We start from the raw sequence: 17096 nt of genomic DNA on the forward strand, positions 1-17096 counted from the left end.
CTCGGTATAAAATTCCCTTCCTATGAACAAATTAAAACCCACAGCCAATTTCTGACTGTGGGTAGAGTTTAAGATTATTAAACTTTATTGTGCTTCAATCAAACCATAGCGGCCGTCGTTACGCTTGTAGACAACATTTGTTTGATTTGTTTCAGCATTTGTGAACACGTAGAAGCTGTGGCCCAGCATGTTCATCTGCAGGATCGCTTCCTCGCTGTCCATCGGCTTCAGGTCAAAGCTCTTTGTACGGACAACTTCAAGGTCTTCATCTTCTTCAACCTGTTCAACTTCTGTGAAAATCGGAACGAAATCCTTCAGGCTTTCCTTATCACGGAATTTGCGGTTGACTTTTGTCTTATGCTTGCGGATTTGACGCTCCAATTTATCAGTGATCAAATCGATTGCCGCATACATATCTTCATGAAGCTCCTCAGCGCGAAGCACAAGGTCCTTCATCGGAATTGTAATTTCAACTTTTGATTTTTTATCCTGGTAAACTTTCAGGTTGACGTTCACATTGGCATTGGGTGACTCGGTAAAATACCGGTCAAGCTTCGCAACCTTCTTCTCAACATACTCTCTGATTGCTGGCGTTACCTCAATGTTTTCTCCACGAATGTTGTAGTTCATAGTGGACTCCTCCTTTGGGATATGACTATGTATTACTAATTCTATTTTACCCCAAAGAACTCCTGCAAAAACAGTCTGAAGATTTGACATTTTTATGTCTGTTTTTACTGTCGGAATAGTGAAAAATTTGCAAGTGGTTGTCCTAATAAGAAAAAACCGCCCGATTAAAGGCGGTTATACTTGTATATATGGTCTTAACTCCTGCCCTACAGAAAGCTTCCACGCAAAGTATGCAGGATATAAATGTTCCAGAATGATTTTTTGGCTGGCCGTTTGATCAGCAAATTTCCCATCAAGCATTTCCGCTTTAACGACCACCACTTCAAAAAGCGCTAGACTTTTTAATACTGCCGGTCGTTCCTTGAAATTTTCTGCTAAGACAAAATTTGTATGAACGATTTGGAAAAACGCATGGAATATATCGTTCAAAAGTCTGTCCCCCTCAGTATACGAAAGGTTTTTGAAGCTCTCCATAATATATTCAAGTGCCTCTTCGACTGTTTCGAGCAAATCAACATATTGCTTAACCAAAATGTATTGTTCTTCGCTTGTGGCATTCAACCCATTCACCTATTTTCTTTTATCGTAAAACATGCCGTCCGTTGCAAGGCTTTGGTATGGGTTGACATATTTTGTATTGGTGTCTTTCTTAATTTGCAGTTCTTTCATGTCCCTTTGAATTGAAGCTTTCTCATCTTTCAGCAATATTGCAAGCTTTGTGTTTAATTTTACGATTTCCTTGCCAAGTTCAATATCTTCAGACGTATACGGAGGAACGATTTCCTTGATAAGGTTCTCTCGCTGATTTAAAAGTTCCTCTGCATGCGTAATTTTTTCTTCCCGTTCCCCCAGAGGCTTTTCTAGAATCTGCATGAGTTCAATTGTTAACAGGTAAAATTTTTTAACAGCACTCACTATGCCATTCCATCCTGGTTATGCTGCTTCTGGCGATTCAATTGAACGACCTGTTTCCAGGTATCGCGGAAGTCTGTCACTAGTGCTTCCACTTCCTCCAGTATCATTGGGTCATTTTTAACATTTGCCTCTATTAGCCGGCGGTTTATATAGTCATATAAGGACATCATATTCTCCGAGACTTCAAGGTCCATATTTAAAGTAACCATCAGTTCATGAACTATTTTCTGGGCCTTCTGGATATTCGTGTTTTTTGTTTGAATATCATTTAGTTTTATTGCGTTTTTTGCTAGGTTGATAAATTTTAAGCATCCGTTATATAGCATCAATGTCAACTCGCCTGGTGAAGCGGTATTGACCGAGTTTTGCTGATAAGACTGGTACGGATTATTTACTGCCATTATTTAATCTCCTTTTTTAAAGGGAATATTGTTACATCCCGCCACCGAATTGCTGCATTAAGTACATCGACTGGCTGTTTGAACGCTGGATCGCTTTTTCCATTGCAGTGAATTGGCGCCAGTAGCGATCTTCTACTTGAATTAAGCGATTCTGGAAGCGATCAATTTGATTATCTAAGCTTTCTAAGTTTCTTCCTAGTGTAAAGGAGTTATTAATACTAGATACCTTACCTGCACGTTTTTCAATATTCAACATCGTTGTTTTTATCGTTTCCCTGAGCCTGCGTGCCAGACCTTGGCTATCTCCTGTTCCTTCTTTTGAAAATAACTCATACACCCCAGTTGGATTTTCAGAAATAGCTGCTTTAAGTTTATCTGTATCGATGACCAGCTTTCCGCCATCCAAGTAATTGCTGGAAGTGGTGATTCCTATTCTAGAAAGCTGATTGGCTCCTGTGAGCCCCGAAACGGATGAGTAAAGATCAATTCGCATTTTATTCAATGTCCCTGACAAAATCGAGTCACCTCTAAGGGTTCCGCTCCTCGCCTTTTCCTCCCAGCGCTCGATATCCTTTTCGTTCATTGCCTCTTTTTGCTCATTTGTCAGTGGCTGGTAGTCACGATATCGTTTTTCTCCTAGCTCACCTTTCACTTTTTCTATTAAAGAATTATATTTTTCAACAAAACCGACGATTGTTTCAAGAATAGCCTCTGTATCGGTTGCTGACGAGTAAGTAACCGGCCCCGACGTAAGGTCTTTTAATGAAATTTCAGCTCCATTAATAACAAAAGTGTTACTTGACCTTTCAATCGGCATACCGTTATAGGTTAATGATGCGTTAGACCCTGATGCTCCAAAGCCTGCAGTCTTGGCTGCTTCATTATCCGCAGCCATATTCAACGCTGACCAGAAGTTTCCATCGCTTAAAAGGGATATCTCTGGGCCGCCAGCAACATTGCCTGTGTTCTTTGCAATAATTGACATGGTTCCTTTATCTTTATCAAAATATGCGGAGACATCTGTTAGGCTGTTTATCTTCGCTACAACTGTATCCATCGTATCGACCGCTGGGTCAATTGAGACTTCCTTTATAGCACCGGGATTACCATCCTTGTCAATAGCTTGAATTTCCAAGGTCTGAGCAGTAATTCCATAACTACTTAATTTGGTAGTCGGAACTATAGTTGCTGAAGCGGTTGAATACATACTTCCAGCTTTGGCAAGGCTCCCCACTTCAATCGTCCCTGAAAAATCAGTTGTCGAATTAATATTTTTAATAGATACTGCATCCGGATTTGAGATTGCAATAGATTTTTTTATGTAAGAGCCTTGTTTCATTATGCCATCAAAGATAAGCCTGTCCATCTCCAGCAGCGACTTATTCATCTCCCTGTAATCATCACGCTGCCATTCCAAATACTGCTTCTTTTGCGCAAGCTTATCCAGCGGTATACGCTCTGCTTTCATCAAGTCACCTACGAGCTGGTCAATGTCCATCCCGCTGGCTAAACCGCCAATCCTTAAATTTGCCATATTGTCATCACCTTCAAATCTTTTTATCCACTAAAATCCCAAGAAACTCTGTCATAGCTGCATAGAAATCCAGCATTTTTTTTTGCGGTATCTCCCTTACAACTTCATGTGTAACATCATCAACAATCGTAACGTAATATTCATTCAGTTTTTCATGATATTCAAATTTAAGCGAGGTAGGTGATTCCTGGATAAAAAGATTGAGATTTTTAACCATTTCTTCTACCTTTTCTTTAGGAAAAACAAAAGTATCTGCCTTCCCTTCTTTTATCACTTGTGGTAAATATTCTTTTTCTATTCCCTTTACTAAGTCGGTTTCACCATTTTGGGCGATTCTTGGCTGTGAGGAATGTAAGTTTGATGATATCGCATCCATCATCATTTGCTCCCCCTGAATTAATAATCTTTTAATACTATTATCGTCAGGAAAACTGTTTTGTTTAATTCTATAAATCTTGTCATGAAAAAAGGAATCTTCCAAGAAGATTCCTTCTAATTATTTACTTAGGAACAGTTACTGTTGTTGCGCCGCCTTTACCTCCATAGGATCCACGAATATAAACCGTTCCCCCCGCAGAAACAGGTAAAATATTAATCAATCCATTAGCATCCACGGTTGCTAAATTAGCATTACTTGTACCGAATAAAGTAAAGTCTGTTACATCCTGGTTGCTGCCGTCCGAATAATTGGCAATCACCTGTACGTGATAAGAACTCCCCTTTAACAGAGTTATGGATGAAGGTTTAAATGTCAGGCTCTGTACTGTTGGTTTAGCAGGTATTGTGATTGTTGCAGAGCTGCCTTTTCCTTTAAAGCTTCCGCGTATATAGACTGTTCCAGGTGTTGCTGTTGACAGCACTGTTATTAGGCCGGCTGAGTCCACTGTTGCAAGGGAAGGATTGCTGCTAGTAAATGAGACTCTTGATGTAACGTCCTCTGAAGTCCCATCGGAATATTCCGCGACAACATTCAACTGTAGCATTTCACCATTCTTTAAAGTTGCGCTTGGAGGAGTAAACTTTAAATTCGTTATTGATGCTGGTGGTGCAATTGTTATTGTTGAAGCAGCTCCTTTTCCCCCAAAAGAACCCCGTATATAAAGGGAACCGCCCGTTGTTGGAGAGACAGCAGTTACTAATCCTTCTGTATCCACTGTTGCAAGATTTGCGTTGCTGGTAGAAAAAGCAGTTTGAGATGTAACATCCTGTACAGAACCATCGGAATAGATTGCAGATACCACTATTTGGATAGTTTCACCTGCTTTTAATGTTGCTTTATCGGGATTAAGGGATACACCAACAATATACGGCGTGCTTACTGTCAGTGAAGTTGAACCGCCTTTCCCTCCAAGCGATCCTTGGATATTAACAATACCATTCGGAGCATTCGGTGGTATGCTCACCAAACCTGTCGCCTTATCGACCAAAGCAAGATTAACATTTGAACTGGTCAGAGATGCTTGATCGGTAACATCTATACTCGTTCCATCTGTATAATTCGCCATGACATTAATCTGCACAGAGTCCCCTGGTTTCACAACTTTTGTGGCAGGTGAGAAGGTCAGGCTCGATACAGTAGGTGCAGCAGGTATTGTAAAAGAAGCTGCTCCTCCCTTTCCGCCATAGCTTCCGCGGATGTAAACCGTCCCTCCAGTTGCAGTATCGAGGACAGTGACCTGTCCAGTAGCAGGGTCAACATATGCTTGTCCAGGAAGACTGCTTGTCAGTCCTGCCTTGGCAGTAACATCTTCACTTGTACCATCTGAATATTTAGCGAAAACTGTTACCTGTGCGTTCTCACCTTTAAGTAAGGTCAGTTTATCAATAGCAAAGTTCAGTTCATTTACTGTTGGCGGATTTGGAACTGTTACAGTAGCAGCTGTTCCTTTGCCTCCAAACGAACCTCTAATATATAAGGATCCGCCTGAGGCATCTCCGGCTACCGTTACTAAACCTGAAGCACTTACTGCGGCAAGGCTCTCATTGGTGCTCTGGTACGCAACTTGTGAGGTTACATCAGCACTTGTACCATCTGAGTATTCAGCGATTACATGGAATTGCTGAGTCTCGTTTCTTTTTAATGTCACTGTGGCAGGGGTCATTTTTAATGTATTCAATACTGGCAGGGCCGGTACGGTTACTACAGAAGAAACTGTTTGGCCATTATAAACTCCAGTTATTGTCACTGTTCCTCCTGTAGAGGATGATGGGATTGTAACGACTCCATGATGATCGACCTCCGCTATATTGACATTTCCGCTTTTATAGGCTATAGCACTTGTAACATCTTCCGTTGTCCCATCAGAATAATTCGCAATGACTTTTAGCGCCTGACTGCTGCCCTGCTTTAATGTTATTTGTTCAGGTAAAATTTGAATGCCGGTAAATTCCCTGATTGAAGTTACATCAATAATAGTTTCAGATGATATGCCTGCATACTTGATATTGATTGATACCTGGCCATCCCGTGCCGTCTTGGGGATTGTAATGAGGCCGCTGTTGCTTACAATTGCCAGGCTTGTGCTTCCACTTATATAGGAAGCACTCTTTGTCACGTCTTTTTTTGATCCATCAGCAAATACGGCTGAAATGGTCAATTGCTGTGACTCTCCACTTTTTAACTGGATTGTCTGTGGATTGACGAGAAGTAATACAGGAGGCTCGCTGATCTTAACATTTACAACAGCTGATTTATCCTGGTTCTTGACATTAATAGGAACAATTCCTCCTGGCAATGCTGTTTCATTGACCGAGATCATGCCATTAGGGCTTACAAAAACTGATTCAGGATCACTGCTCTCATATGTGGTGCCCATTGAAGCATAAGTAACATCCTTTTTAGTACCATCAGAGTAAAGAGCACTCACTGACAATTGATGTTTCTCACCGGCCCCCAGCAGAACTTCTATTCCTGCATTCAGCTGTAATAGCTCAACTGCATTGACTGGCTTGTCCACTTTAACGTTAACTGTTGTGGTGTACGTATGGTTTGTTACTGTTATAAGAGCTGTGTCACCAGGCTGTGCTACGGGTTGCAATGAAATAACCCCGTCCTGATTTACCAGGACATTATCTGAATTGCTGCTATAAATCGTACCTGAAGAAGAACTTGATACATCGGATATTGATATACCATCATCCAAAGTAATCTTAAGAGGGAGACTTTGTCCCTGAGCTATGGAAACAGTACTAGGAGTTGCCGTTAATTTTGAGGGTACACTTATATCCAATCCACCTATAACCGCAGGATTCCCTGAAGGAGATGTAGCTAAAACAGATAAAAAATCCGGATATGAATTATATTCATCATGCCAGCAGCATATATCCAAATCGTCTGTTATACCGATAGCCTGCCCATCTGCATTAGGAGTAACATTCGAATAGCTCAGATTAATATTGGCTGAAATATTCCCTACGGCACCAAGATAGGCATAAGGATTAATAAAATCCGATGCAAAACCAATCAATCCCCCGCCATTATTAATGAATGAGGCAATATCGTTCTGACGGACGACAAGCTTATTATGCTGTGCCTGTGTAAGTCCACCATAGGTATTGTGCTCATCACTGGAAACCGCTAGCATTGCATAACCGTTGAAACTTTGGGTGTCAATCGATGCTTCATCAACAAATTGGACTGTTTGGCCAGTTCCATTTCCTATTGCATTCCAAAAATCTGTAACATATTGTGAATTCGCACCAAAAACGAGAATACCAAATCCTCCATTGGTTACTTTCGCAAGAATAGAGTTAATAATATTTTGATAGACTGAGATAGGTCCGTGCCCGCCTGGACCGCCATCTTCTGCATCAATCCCCATTAGGATAATCGGTCCACCTGAGGACTGAACCCCTGCTTGAGCCTTGGCTGGGATATTAGTAATACTGATCGAAAGCAATAAGAGAATGCTTAGCAAAACCGATAAGTTTTTTCTTAATTTGCCATTCATGCTGTTTTCCCCCTTTATATCAATAAAATAATTATATCAAATTACCTATATTTTAGTAGTATTTTCCATAAAAATCGTTAAAAAAGACCTACCTTTGCCCGTTAAGGCAATGATAGGTCACCCACAAACTTTTATTTTACTAGAACTTTTACATACGTACTTCCTTTAACAAGCTTTCCATCTACCAAGGCCCTAAATTCAACAAACACATAGTCTTGATTCCAATCAAAATCTGGACGATCAAATTTAAATTGGCCCTGCTTAGCTTGTTGGAACAGTCCCTTTTGATCACTAAGAGCAGGGACTCCATTTAAAGTTGCAGTCAAAAGATCAAAGTGACCCTTCATTCCGTGAGGGAATGATGCTTTAACAGTAAAGGTTCCCTTGTTGCCTAGCATGACTCTAGGTAAAACTTCGAGATTGACCGGAATATAAACCTCTACAGTTTTTTTCACGGTTGTAGACCATCCTGCGTTATCAGTTACGATAATCTGGATTTCGTGTTTTCCGGCTTGGTCAAAAGTCAGAGTATCTCCCTTACTGAATGGCATACCGTTAACAATAACCTCTTCTGAAGCAATACCAGACAGGTTATCCAGAGCCTGATAATCAAAGATGATAGAATCACCTAGCTTGTATTCATCACTAGATTCAAAATTTACAGTTGGAGCTGTTTTATCAATCGAAACTTCTTCAGCTATGACCGCTTCCTTATTTCCAGCCTTATCCACACTATAGTAAGATACTTCATGGATTCCTTCTTCAGTAAGTTCAAACAATGTTCCTTCCTGATACTCAGATCCATTGACAGAGTAGAAGGTATTTTCAACACCGCTCAGGTTGTCAGTTACAGAAAGACTTACCTCAACTTCGCCCTTATGCCATTTATCCTCAATGTCGGATTTTGTTTTAGGTGCTTCCGTATCAATCCTGACAGTTCCGGTTTTCACCTCTTCAACATTTCCTGCATTGTCTACGCTATAGTGCGAAACTTCATAAACGCCTTGATCAGATAACTCGAAGCTGGTCCCCTCAGTAAATGTCGAGCCATCAACAGAGTAATAAGTCTTTGAAACACCAGACAAATTATCCGTTGCACTTAAGGTAACAGTTACTTGGTCCTGATACCAGCTATCCGTAATATCAGATATTGTTACAGGTGCAGTTTTGTCAACCAGAACAGTTTTGATTTTTGCTTCTTCAATGTTCCCGGCATTATCTACACTATAGTAACGGATTAAATGTAAACCTTCGTTTTTCAGCTGGAAGTCATTGCCCTCGAAATAGCTGCTTCCATTGACAGAGTAAAAGGTTTTGCCAACACCGCTAAGATTGTCATCAGCGTTTAACTCTACTGTAAAATCAGCCTCATTAACTGCTGCCTCAGTTTCTGGAGCAGTAGTATCCAACTTTACTAATGCCGTTTTAATTTCCTCTTCATTCCCAGCTTTATCAATGCTGTAGAAAGAGATCTCATGGATTCCTTCTGCTGATAGAGAAACACTTTCTCCCTCTATAAAATCTGATCCATTAATGGAATAGAAGGTTTTTTCAACTCCGCAAAGATCGTCACTGGAAGTTAGGTTTATAACCGTTTCTTTATTTGTCCATTTACCAGTTGAGTTTGACACTGTTTCAGGAGCTGTTTTATCGATATGAACTTCCTGGGTGACTGCTTCTTCAATATTTCCGGCTTTATCTGTACTGTAAAAAGAAACAAGATGGTTCCCTTCTTCAGTCAAGACAATGATTGACCCCTCAATATAATCAGATCCATTGATTGAATAATAGGTTTTATCCACTCCAGAATCAGCGTCAGCAGCAGTCAGTGTCAGGGTAACTGCTTCTCTCGAACATGTCTCTGCAAAATTAGAAACTGTAACAGGTGCAGTAGTATCTGTCTCCTCAACGACAACCTTAACCGAAGTGTATGCATCTCCTTCGGTGCCTGATTCTGATACTGGGACGATCCAATATTCATGTTCTCCTGGTTGAGGGTTGTTTATCGTAACAGTGTTGTCCGAGGTATTGCCTATAAATACGGGCTCCCCATTTACGATTTCATAGAGATTGTAGGAATCACCATTTGAAACAGGATCCCAGCTGATTGTTACATTATCCTTTGTTTGTGCCGGATTGTTCACAACTGGCGCAGTCAATTCAGGCTCAATGTAAAGAGAAACCTGGTTTGAATATCCTGATTCGCCAAAACGGGAATTATACGATGTTACCTCATACACATGCTGGCCTGGGTTAGCGTTAAATTTAAACTGCAGGCTTGTTGTAGTTCCTATGAATTTTCTAACACCATCAACTAATTCGTAAACTCTGTAACCGGAAACATACTCTTGCTTTGTCCAATCGAGAATGACAACATTTCGATTTTCAACTGTTCCAGTCAGAGTTGGCGCTTTTAACTCTGGAAAACCCAATATATATTCAAGTCTGTCTGCATCCTGTGACTCGCCGAATCGGTCACTATAAGATGTAACTTCATAAATATACTCACCCTCTGGCATATTATAGAAAGTTGCTGCATTGCCAGTCTTAGTGCTTACGAGCTTCCGTTCTCCGTCCTTAATTTGATAAATCTTGTATGCAGTTGCATGCTCAACTGCGTCCCACCGAAGCACAAAATCACTGCCGTTCTGCACAGTTAGATTCAGATTCTCCGGTGCTTTCATCAGCGGGTGCACAAGATCAAACTCTATTCTGGACACTGAAGCGGATTCTCCAAACCGGTCAGATACAGTTGACAATTCATAGATATAATGGCCCTCTGGCATGTTTCTGTATGTCGTATTCAAGGCAGAGGTTGACAGAATTAATTTTTTCTCGCCGTCAATAATCTGGTAAAGCTTATATGAGTTCGCAAACTCTGCTTGCGACCACCTCAAATTAATGTCATTTACATTTGTAAAAGAGTAGGTGAAGTTTGCTGGGGACTTCATTTCTGGATGAACCATATTTAGTTCTATACGGAATGGAACTTCTGATTCACCAAAACGGTCGCTTTGGGCTGTAACTTCATATACATGTCTGCCTTGTGACACATTTGAAATTAATTGGGTGGCAAGTTTAGTAGTTGCTAGCAACTCACGCTGTCCATTGATAACTTCATAGACTTTATAGTTCGTTGCATAAGGAACTTTTACCCAGGAAAACACCAGGTCGTTTCCGTTTTGTACTGAATAATTGACAATAGGCGACTGCATCTTAGGGTGTACAACATTGAAATCCAGTCTTGTTCCCTCGACAGATTCCCCGAACCTTGCAACATAGGAAGTGATCTCATAGGTGTAACTACCTTCAGGGTGGTTCACTAGTGTGTAAGTCAGGTTCTTGGTTGTCCCAACTAGTTCTCTATTCCCTTCACTTACACGATAAATATTATAGTCTGTTGCATAAACTGCCTTGTCCCAAGTTAATACATAGTCGTTACCATTGGTAATAGAGTATTTTTGATTTAAAGGCTTCTGCATTTCAGGATAAATGACTTCTACAGTAACCGTATTTGACAGTGACGTTTCCTGGGTCTGCCTGAATGCTGTCACCGCATAGGTAAATTTACCTTCTGGCACATTAAAAACAGTCGTTTCTGTATCCGTATAACTTACCTGTTTCACGAAGGTCTGCTGGCCGTTGCTTACTTCATAGATCTTATAACCGCTCGCACCAGTTACCTTATCCCATGCAAGGATGATGTTTCCTGGATATGCCTGGTTTTCCCTTAGGTTTGTTGGAGTCAATATATCATATGCAAATATATTAGCTAAGGGGGAAAGTAGATTAAAAGTCATAATAAATATCATGACCACTGATAGTTTTTTTATCATATTTTTCTCCTTTTTCTAATGAAAAAGGCCATCCGAAAATTCAAGTTGAAAATTCAAGTGGTATCCGGCTGCCATCCAATTTTTCATTGGTTCAGGCCCATGGCTTTGCGTCTCATAGTTTCCTATGATTTGCCTTTTTCACAATTCAATAGTTATTTAATACGGCATCGAAAGTCCTATATAGAGATAGTAAAGAGAGAGACCTTATAAATAAGATCTCTCTTTATGTCATGCTGATTAACGAAGAAGCTGAAGTACGCCTTGTGGCTGCTGGTTTGCTTGAGCAAGCATTGCTTGTGCAGCTTGAGAAAGGATAGAGTTCTTAGTCTGTTCCATCATTTCCTTAGCCATGTCAACGTCACGGATACGAGACTCAGCAGCTGTCAGGTTTTCTTGAGATGTTCCAAGGTTATTGATTGTGTGCTCTAAGCGGTTTTGGAATGCACCAAGCTTAGAACGCTGAGCAGATACATCTTCGATCGCTTTGTTGATTGCAGAGATAGAAGATTCAGCAGTTGCTGCTGAAGAAACATCAATGTTGTCAACGTGAAGGGCAGAAGCTCTCATGTCGTTGATATCAACGTTCATAGTTTGTGAAGAGTTAGCTCCGATTTGGAAGCTCAAAGTGTTGTTCTTGTATTCTTCAACAGATGCACGGGATGTAAAAGTAGATTCCTTACCGATATCTTCAACGCCTACTGCTCCTAGAGTTACTACATATGAACCACCAGAAGTTGCGATAGTCTGGTCTCCACCAGCAGCTGCAACACCAGTAATAGTGTTTGTCTGTCCATCTTGTGCAGTCCACTCTAAAGAATAAGTGTCAGCCGCAGCATCGTAATCAGTGATCTTAACATTGATTGTTTCATCTGCTTCTGTACCTGGAGTTCCAGCTACTGCAGCAGTAGTAGCTTTAACAGCTGTGAATAATGCAGTTTCACCTTGGTTGTCAAAATTTACATTTCCAAGCTGTTCTGTAACACCGCTCTTGGAACCGTCGATAAGCTTCTTCGTGTTAAACTCAGTATTGTTACCGATACGGTCGACTTCTTCGATTAGCTGATCCATTTCTTTTTGAAGCTCAGTACGGTCAGCATCTGTGTTTGAATCGTTAGAAGATTGAACAGCTAGTTCACGCATACGCTGAAGGATAGAGTGAGTTTCGTTTAGTGCGCCTTCAGCAGTCTGGATTAGAGAAATGCCGTCTTGAGCATTCTTTGCTCCCATTTCAAGACCACGAATTTGGCCGCGCATTTTTTCAGAGATTGCTAGACCTGCTGCATCATCACCAGCACGGTTGATACGAAGACCTGAAGATAATTTTTCCATTGATTTGCTCTGTGCATTAGCAGCACCAGAGAATTGACGGTAAGTGTTCAAAGCAGCGATATTGTGATTAATTCTCATTTTGAATTTCCTCCTTGAAATTAGAGTCCACATCCATGTGAACATTAGTTTGAAAGAATAGGTCGGCCGCACCATTCTTCTTACACTTAATTTATCGTCTGTAAAAAAACTCTTTTAATAGTTTTTATGAAAAAATATAATATTTTTTAGTCTTTTTTCAAAAAATTAATCATGCTGCCAATATCCTTAGTTGCTTTCTCATTTTCTACCTCGATTTGGTCAAGGACTTCTTTTCTGAAAATATCAATATTCTCTGGGGCCTTTATTCCGATTTTAACTTTATCGTTTTTCGCAGAAATAATGGTAATCTCAATATCATCACCGATTTTAATTGATTCCCCATCTTTTCGAGTCAGTACAAGCATGATATCACCCCTTTTCACTTAACATTTTCAGGAAAAATTCGATGTTTTGTATGATATTTTGAGTCATTCAAAATAACCTGTTTCCCTTTGTTATTTTCTCTGTTAATGATCAACGGGGCCTGCAGGTTGGCAGTTGTTTTATTAAAGGGCTCCTCTACTGTAAGGATGACGTAAACAGAAACATCTTCGGCTGTAACCAGTCCAAGTCCTTTTTGGACAGAATCCTCCAGCATGAAATCATAATCCTTGAAAAAATTGAATGGATTAGCAACTACAAAAGCAATTGAAGATGAAATAGCTGATTGTAAAATTAAAAAAACACTGTCCTCAGACAAGGGCAAAACATAGAATCTTTTCTCTTCCGGAAATCCAGGAATACCTCTTTCGAAGTAAAGAGCTTCTGATTCTTGGACGTCTACTTCTCCGTGGTACTTAGTTTGTATTATCATTTTTATTCATTCCCTTAAATAGTTTGTTCGTAATTGATTCCGACAAAACGGAGATTATCAAAATCTATTTTTAATGAAGGCGGCTGTTGCATAAAGATTCTTGTTTTATCTGGCGTATAATTGATCATCGGTTTATTGATTTTAACGTCTATATTGGGTTTATGGGTTTGCCATTGGATATTTACTTCACTTGGATCATAGGAGATTTCCACACTTCCAGGTGATGGTATCCAGCCAATATTAAAGTCATAGATTGGCGGTTCACTGTTTCTCTTGGCTAAATCCGGAATAGCATTAAAGCCATTTTCTATTTTCATCAATTCATCACCATCCTGGGACATCCTCCCAAGTCCGTCGAGCCAATCCTGATAGCCTTGTTCTGCAAATTCTTCTATACGCTTAGAAATATTCTTTAGATCCATGTCTTCTCTCGCCTTTGTCTGATCAATGGTCAACCTGGCTGACTTTCTCTCAATAACCATTTCTGCTTTTGGCTGCTGAATGCTAAGTTCCGCCGGTTCCTGCTTAATTTCAAGCTTTCCCCTTTCAGTTTCCATCCCTATCTTAGCCATCCTGGATTCGATGCGTATTTGCGGAAGCTCCATTGTTACCACACTCCCAAAGTATTTTTATCTATAAAAAAAGCTATTCTTTAACAGAATAGCTTTATCTTAAAAAGTCTAATAGAGTAGGCTGAATAATTCTAGCACCAACTCCAAGCGCAGCCCGATGAACACTTTCCTGCGTCTTCAAATCAGTTATAACTCTTTCAATATCAGCATCTTCATTATCAGACAGAACCCTTGTTGCCAAAACTTCCTGCTGTCCAATCCGTGAATCGAGCATTTCAAGACGGTTGTAACGGGCACCCAGATCCGAGCGTTCTCCAGATACTGTTTCCATTACAGAATCCAACTGCAGCAACAGGTCATCCAGGCTGGCGTTTGATGTACCCTCCAGGCTTTCTTGTATCGAATTAACGACATTAAAGAGGTCCTGGCTGAATACATTTGCAGGATTAACATTCGCCTTCATCGAAACTCCTCTGGAAACCTCTACTCTGTAATTATCTATAGACGGGTCTGTCATATTGCCTGCAACTACAGGCGGATTTCCATCGGAGACAGGCGGGTTTGTTACATCAGTTCCATGGAAAATATACCTTCCAGCAACCTTAGTGTTAGCAGTTTCAACAAGGCCTTCTTTTAATTGTGCAACTTCACGGGCAATAGCCCTTTTATCTTCATCACTGTTCGTTCCATTTTTTCCTTGAAGAGTGAGTTCTCTTAACCTCTGCATGGCATTGTTCGCCTGCTCAATGCCCGCCTCCGAGTTTTCCAGCCAAACATAAAGTTCGGATAGATTCCGCTTATATTGCTCAACCTCTGTCAGGTTAGAACGATAAAACATCCCTTTCATGGCCACTACGGGATCATCTGATGGCTTTGTTATCTTTTTCCCTGTTGAAAGCATATCCTGGGACTTTCCCATCTTCCGATAGCTTTCACTTAAGTTTCTCAAAGAATTAGCTGAGATCATCGATTGTGTTACACGCATTTACATTCACCTACCTGCCAACGACGCCCATGCCGTTTATTATTTTATCTAATATCTCATCAGTAACAGTGATCATCCTGGCTGAAGCATTATAGGCATGCTGAAACTGAATCATATTGCTCATTTCTTCATCCAGTGATACGGAATGAACAGACTGTCTCTTATTTTCCACAGCCTGCCTTAACGTCGAGCTGTTCTGCACAAAGCGTACTGCTTCCTGTGACAATACAGCCATTCCGCCTATAACACCTTCATAATAGTTACGGAAATCAGACTGTTCATTTTTAAGTCCAAAATCAAATTTCTGATTAATGACATTCGCAAGCTTCAACGCATTGGTCGAATCACCAACCGTTGCTTTCGAAGGGTCCAATCCATCAGCAGTCGCGATGTTATCAAAGCTTTCACGGATTTCCGCTGAGATATCAATTCTCCCGGCAAATCCTTTCCGACTGGATATCGTAGTCAATTCCGCGTCACTAAAAAATGAAATTTGCAAATCGGTTCCATTTTTTATTTCATTCGGGCTCATTCCTGCTTCGTGAACCTTATTGAATTCCACAGCAAAAGTGTATGCAAGATTATCTAGTTCAGCTAACATATTAGGGTATATACCCTTAACAGTGCCGCCCTCTTCATAACCATATGAATCAATAAGGCTTCTAATTTTCCCGTTTGATTTAAACTCTGAGACATCAATCGCTGTCTTCCCGACCGAGAGGGCCTTAACAGACTGATTTGCACCATCAAATTTAATCGAAACTTCACTGTATCCGCCTAAGCTCAGCAAATGAGCCATTTCCTTGCCTGAATCATTAATAAGCTTTACTGTTACCTTTCCCTCTGAAATAGGGAGAGCATTTCCTCCAGAAGGGACATAATCAGTTTTGATGTTAGCTAAAGTTGACAATTCATCAAGCAGTCTGTCTCTTTCGTCATATAAATCATTAGGCAGATATCCGTTCGGTTCAACCCTGCCTATTTGATTGTTTACTTCATTCAACTGACTTAACAAGGAGTTAATTTGTTTCTCGCCAACAGAGACTTCATTTTGCAAATCCTTCTGGACGGATGACAGGGAATTATGGAGGTAGTTAAATGTCTCGGCAACCGCAATTCCCCTCTGTCGAACTACCGCTCGTGCCCCAGCATTCATTGGGTTAACTGCAAGGTCTTGCATGGACTGCCAGAATTGATCCATGGTATTAGCCAGGCCTTCCTCGGAAGGCTCGTTTAATATTTCTTCCATCTTCCTGAGAGCTTCCGCACGATTTTCCCAATAACCCAGTTTGTTGTTTTCATTTCGATATTGTGTATCCAGGAAACCCTCTCTTACCCTTTGAACGGACTCTGCTTTCACACCTGTTCCAACTTGACCAGGGATGAGCGGCCGATTTAAAGAAGCAGAAGGATATGGCTCAGTTTGAGCGAAATTAATACGCTGGCGTGAAAAGCCTGGAGTATTGGCATTGGCAATATTATGTCCTGTTGTATGTAAAGCGCTCTGCTGCGTAAACATTCCGCGGCGCGCTGTTTCTAATCCCATAAAGGTTGAACGCATTTTTCGTTCCTCCAAATATTATGCTTTTGAGTTGAACATTCCCGGCGATTGACCAGGCTTTGCTTTCTTGCCGGCAGGAGGTCCGTAATTGAACTCCTTCTCCTGCGGCATCACAAGGCTCTTTGAAAAATTGATGAATTGCAGTGATTGATGGATTAATTGCTGATTCAGTTCATTTAGGGCCTTTATTTCTGAAATGACTTCTACCAGTGCTTCTTTGATTGTCAAAAGCTGATCTTTCTCTGCTGGATTTGCCTCTGCTATTTCCTGCAATGATGCAGCAGGGATTATTGCACTTGAAATTGCCAGCCGCTCTTGCTCCAGCTTATTGATTGCAACTACATGCGCCTGTTCATCCTTCAAAAGCTGGTCGAGGGCAGCCGTGTCTCCTTTTTTCACGATATCCGTTTTCTTCACGGTCAGTTCGTAAAGGCTTTTATGCAATTTGAACATTTTATTCATGATACCAACAAGTGATTCAGCAGACATGA

General features: G+C 40.7%; 15 protein-coding genes and 1 riboswitch. All 15 genes read right to left on the reverse strand.

What is annotated here, in order from left to right; all coding sequences use genetic code 11:
* Nucleotides 1-84 precede the first annotated feature (84 nt).
* Nucleotides 85-630, reverse strand: a complete 546-nt coding sequence (gene hpf / locus AC0VX7_RS21560) for a ribosome hibernation-promoting factor, HPF/YfiA family (RefSeq protein ID WP_475425841.1) — start codon at nucleotides 628-630, stop codon at nucleotides 85-87.
* Nucleotides 631-804: 174 nt separating this feature from the next.
* Nucleotides 805-1191, reverse strand: a complete 387-nt coding sequence (locus AC0VX7_RS21565; RefSeq protein ID WP_475425842.1) for a DUF8042 domain-containing protein — start codon at nucleotides 1189-1191, stop codon at nucleotides 805-807.
* 9 nt (nucleotides 1192-1200) lie between these two features.
* Complete coding sequence (gene fliT, locus AC0VX7_RS21570) at nucleotides 1201-1545, reverse strand: flagellar protein FliT (protein ID WP_475425843.1); 345 nt, start codon at nucleotides 1543-1545, stop codon at nucleotides 1201-1203.
* The gene (gene fliS / locus AC0VX7_RS21575; protein ID WP_475425844.1) at nucleotides 1545-1946 is read right to left on the reverse strand and encodes a flagellar export chaperone FliS; all 402 of its coding nucleotides are present in this window, start codon (nucleotides 1944-1946) and stop codon (nucleotides 1545-1547) included. Before fliS ends, fliT begins: the two co-directional genes overlap by 1 nt.
* Before the next feature lie 31 nt (nucleotides 1947-1977).
* Nucleotides 1978-3480: a flagellar hook-associated protein 2 gene (locus tag AC0VX7_RS21580; protein ID WP_475425845.1), complete on the reverse strand. Its 1503-nt coding sequence runs from the start codon at nucleotides 3478-3480 to the stop codon at nucleotides 1978-1980.
* A 13-nt stretch (nucleotides 3481-3493) separates the two neighbouring features.
* Nucleotides 3494-3961: a flagellar protein FlaG gene (gene flaG, locus AC0VX7_RS21585; RefSeq protein WP_475425846.1), complete on the reverse strand. Its 468-nt coding sequence runs from the start codon at nucleotides 3959-3961 to the stop codon at nucleotides 3494-3496.
* Nucleotides 3962-3980: 19 nt separating this feature from the next.
* Nucleotides 3981-7430, reverse strand: coding sequence for an Ig-like domain-containing protein (locus AC0VX7_RS21590; protein ID WP_475425847.1), 3450 nt, complete (start codon nucleotides 7428-7430; stop codon nucleotides 3981-3983).
* 131 nt (nucleotides 7431-7561) lie between these two features.
* Entirely contained in the window at nucleotides 7562-11266 is a 3705-nt protein-coding gene (locus tag AC0VX7_RS21595) for an OmpL47-type beta-barrel domain-containing protein (protein ID WP_475425848.1), read from the reverse strand.
* Nucleotides 11267-11322: 56 nt separating this feature from the next.
* Nucleotides 11323-11410: riboswitch (cyclic di-GMP riboswitch) on the reverse strand.
* Between the two features lie 93 nt (nucleotides 11411-11503).
* Nucleotides 11504-12673, reverse strand: coding sequence for a flagellin N-terminal helical domain-containing protein (locus AC0VX7_RS21600; RefSeq protein ID WP_475425849.1), 1170 nt, complete (start codon nucleotides 12671-12673; stop codon nucleotides 11504-11506).
* A 146-nt stretch (nucleotides 12674-12819) separates the two neighbouring features.
* Nucleotides 12820-13038: a carbon storage regulator CsrA gene (csrA, locus tag AC0VX7_RS21605; RefSeq protein WP_475425850.1), complete on the reverse strand. Its 219-nt coding sequence runs from the start codon at nucleotides 13036-13038 to the stop codon at nucleotides 12820-12822.
* Between the two features lie 14 nt (nucleotides 13039-13052).
* Nucleotides 13053-13487 (reverse strand): flagellar assembly protein FliW, encoded by a 435-nt coding sequence (gene fliW / locus AC0VX7_RS21610; protein WP_475425851.1) that lies wholly within the window; start codon nucleotides 13485-13487, stop codon nucleotides 13053-13055.
* A 14-nt stretch (nucleotides 13488-13501) separates the two neighbouring features.
* On the reverse strand, nucleotides 13502-14092 hold the full coding sequence (locus AC0VX7_RS21615) for a DUF6470 family protein (RefSeq protein WP_475425852.1): 591 nt from the start codon (nucleotides 14090-14092) through the stop codon (nucleotides 13502-13504).
* 61 nt (nucleotides 14093-14153) lie between these two features.
* The gene (gene flgL / locus AC0VX7_RS21620) at nucleotides 14154-15044 is read right to left on the reverse strand and encodes a flagellar hook-associated protein FlgL (RefSeq protein ID WP_475425853.1); all 891 of its coding nucleotides are present in this window, start codon (nucleotides 15042-15044) and stop codon (nucleotides 14154-14156) included.
* A gap of 10 nt (nucleotides 15045-15054) precedes the next feature.
* On the reverse strand, nucleotides 15055-16605 hold the full coding sequence (flgK, locus tag AC0VX7_RS21625; RefSeq protein WP_475425854.1) for a flagellar hook-associated protein FlgK: 1551 nt from the start codon (nucleotides 16603-16605) through the stop codon (nucleotides 15055-15057).
* A gap of 18 nt (nucleotides 16606-16623) precedes the next feature.
* Nucleotides 16624-17094 carry a flagellar protein FlgN gene (locus tag AC0VX7_RS21630; protein WP_475425855.1) on the reverse strand — a complete coding sequence of 157 codons (471 nt, stop codon included), beginning with the start codon at nucleotides 17092-17094 and terminating at the stop codon, nucleotides 16624-16626.
* Between the last annotated feature and the right edge of the window lie 2 nt (nucleotides 17095-17096).

This window comes from Mesobacillus sp. QJM3NY_10, assembly GCF_056173465.1.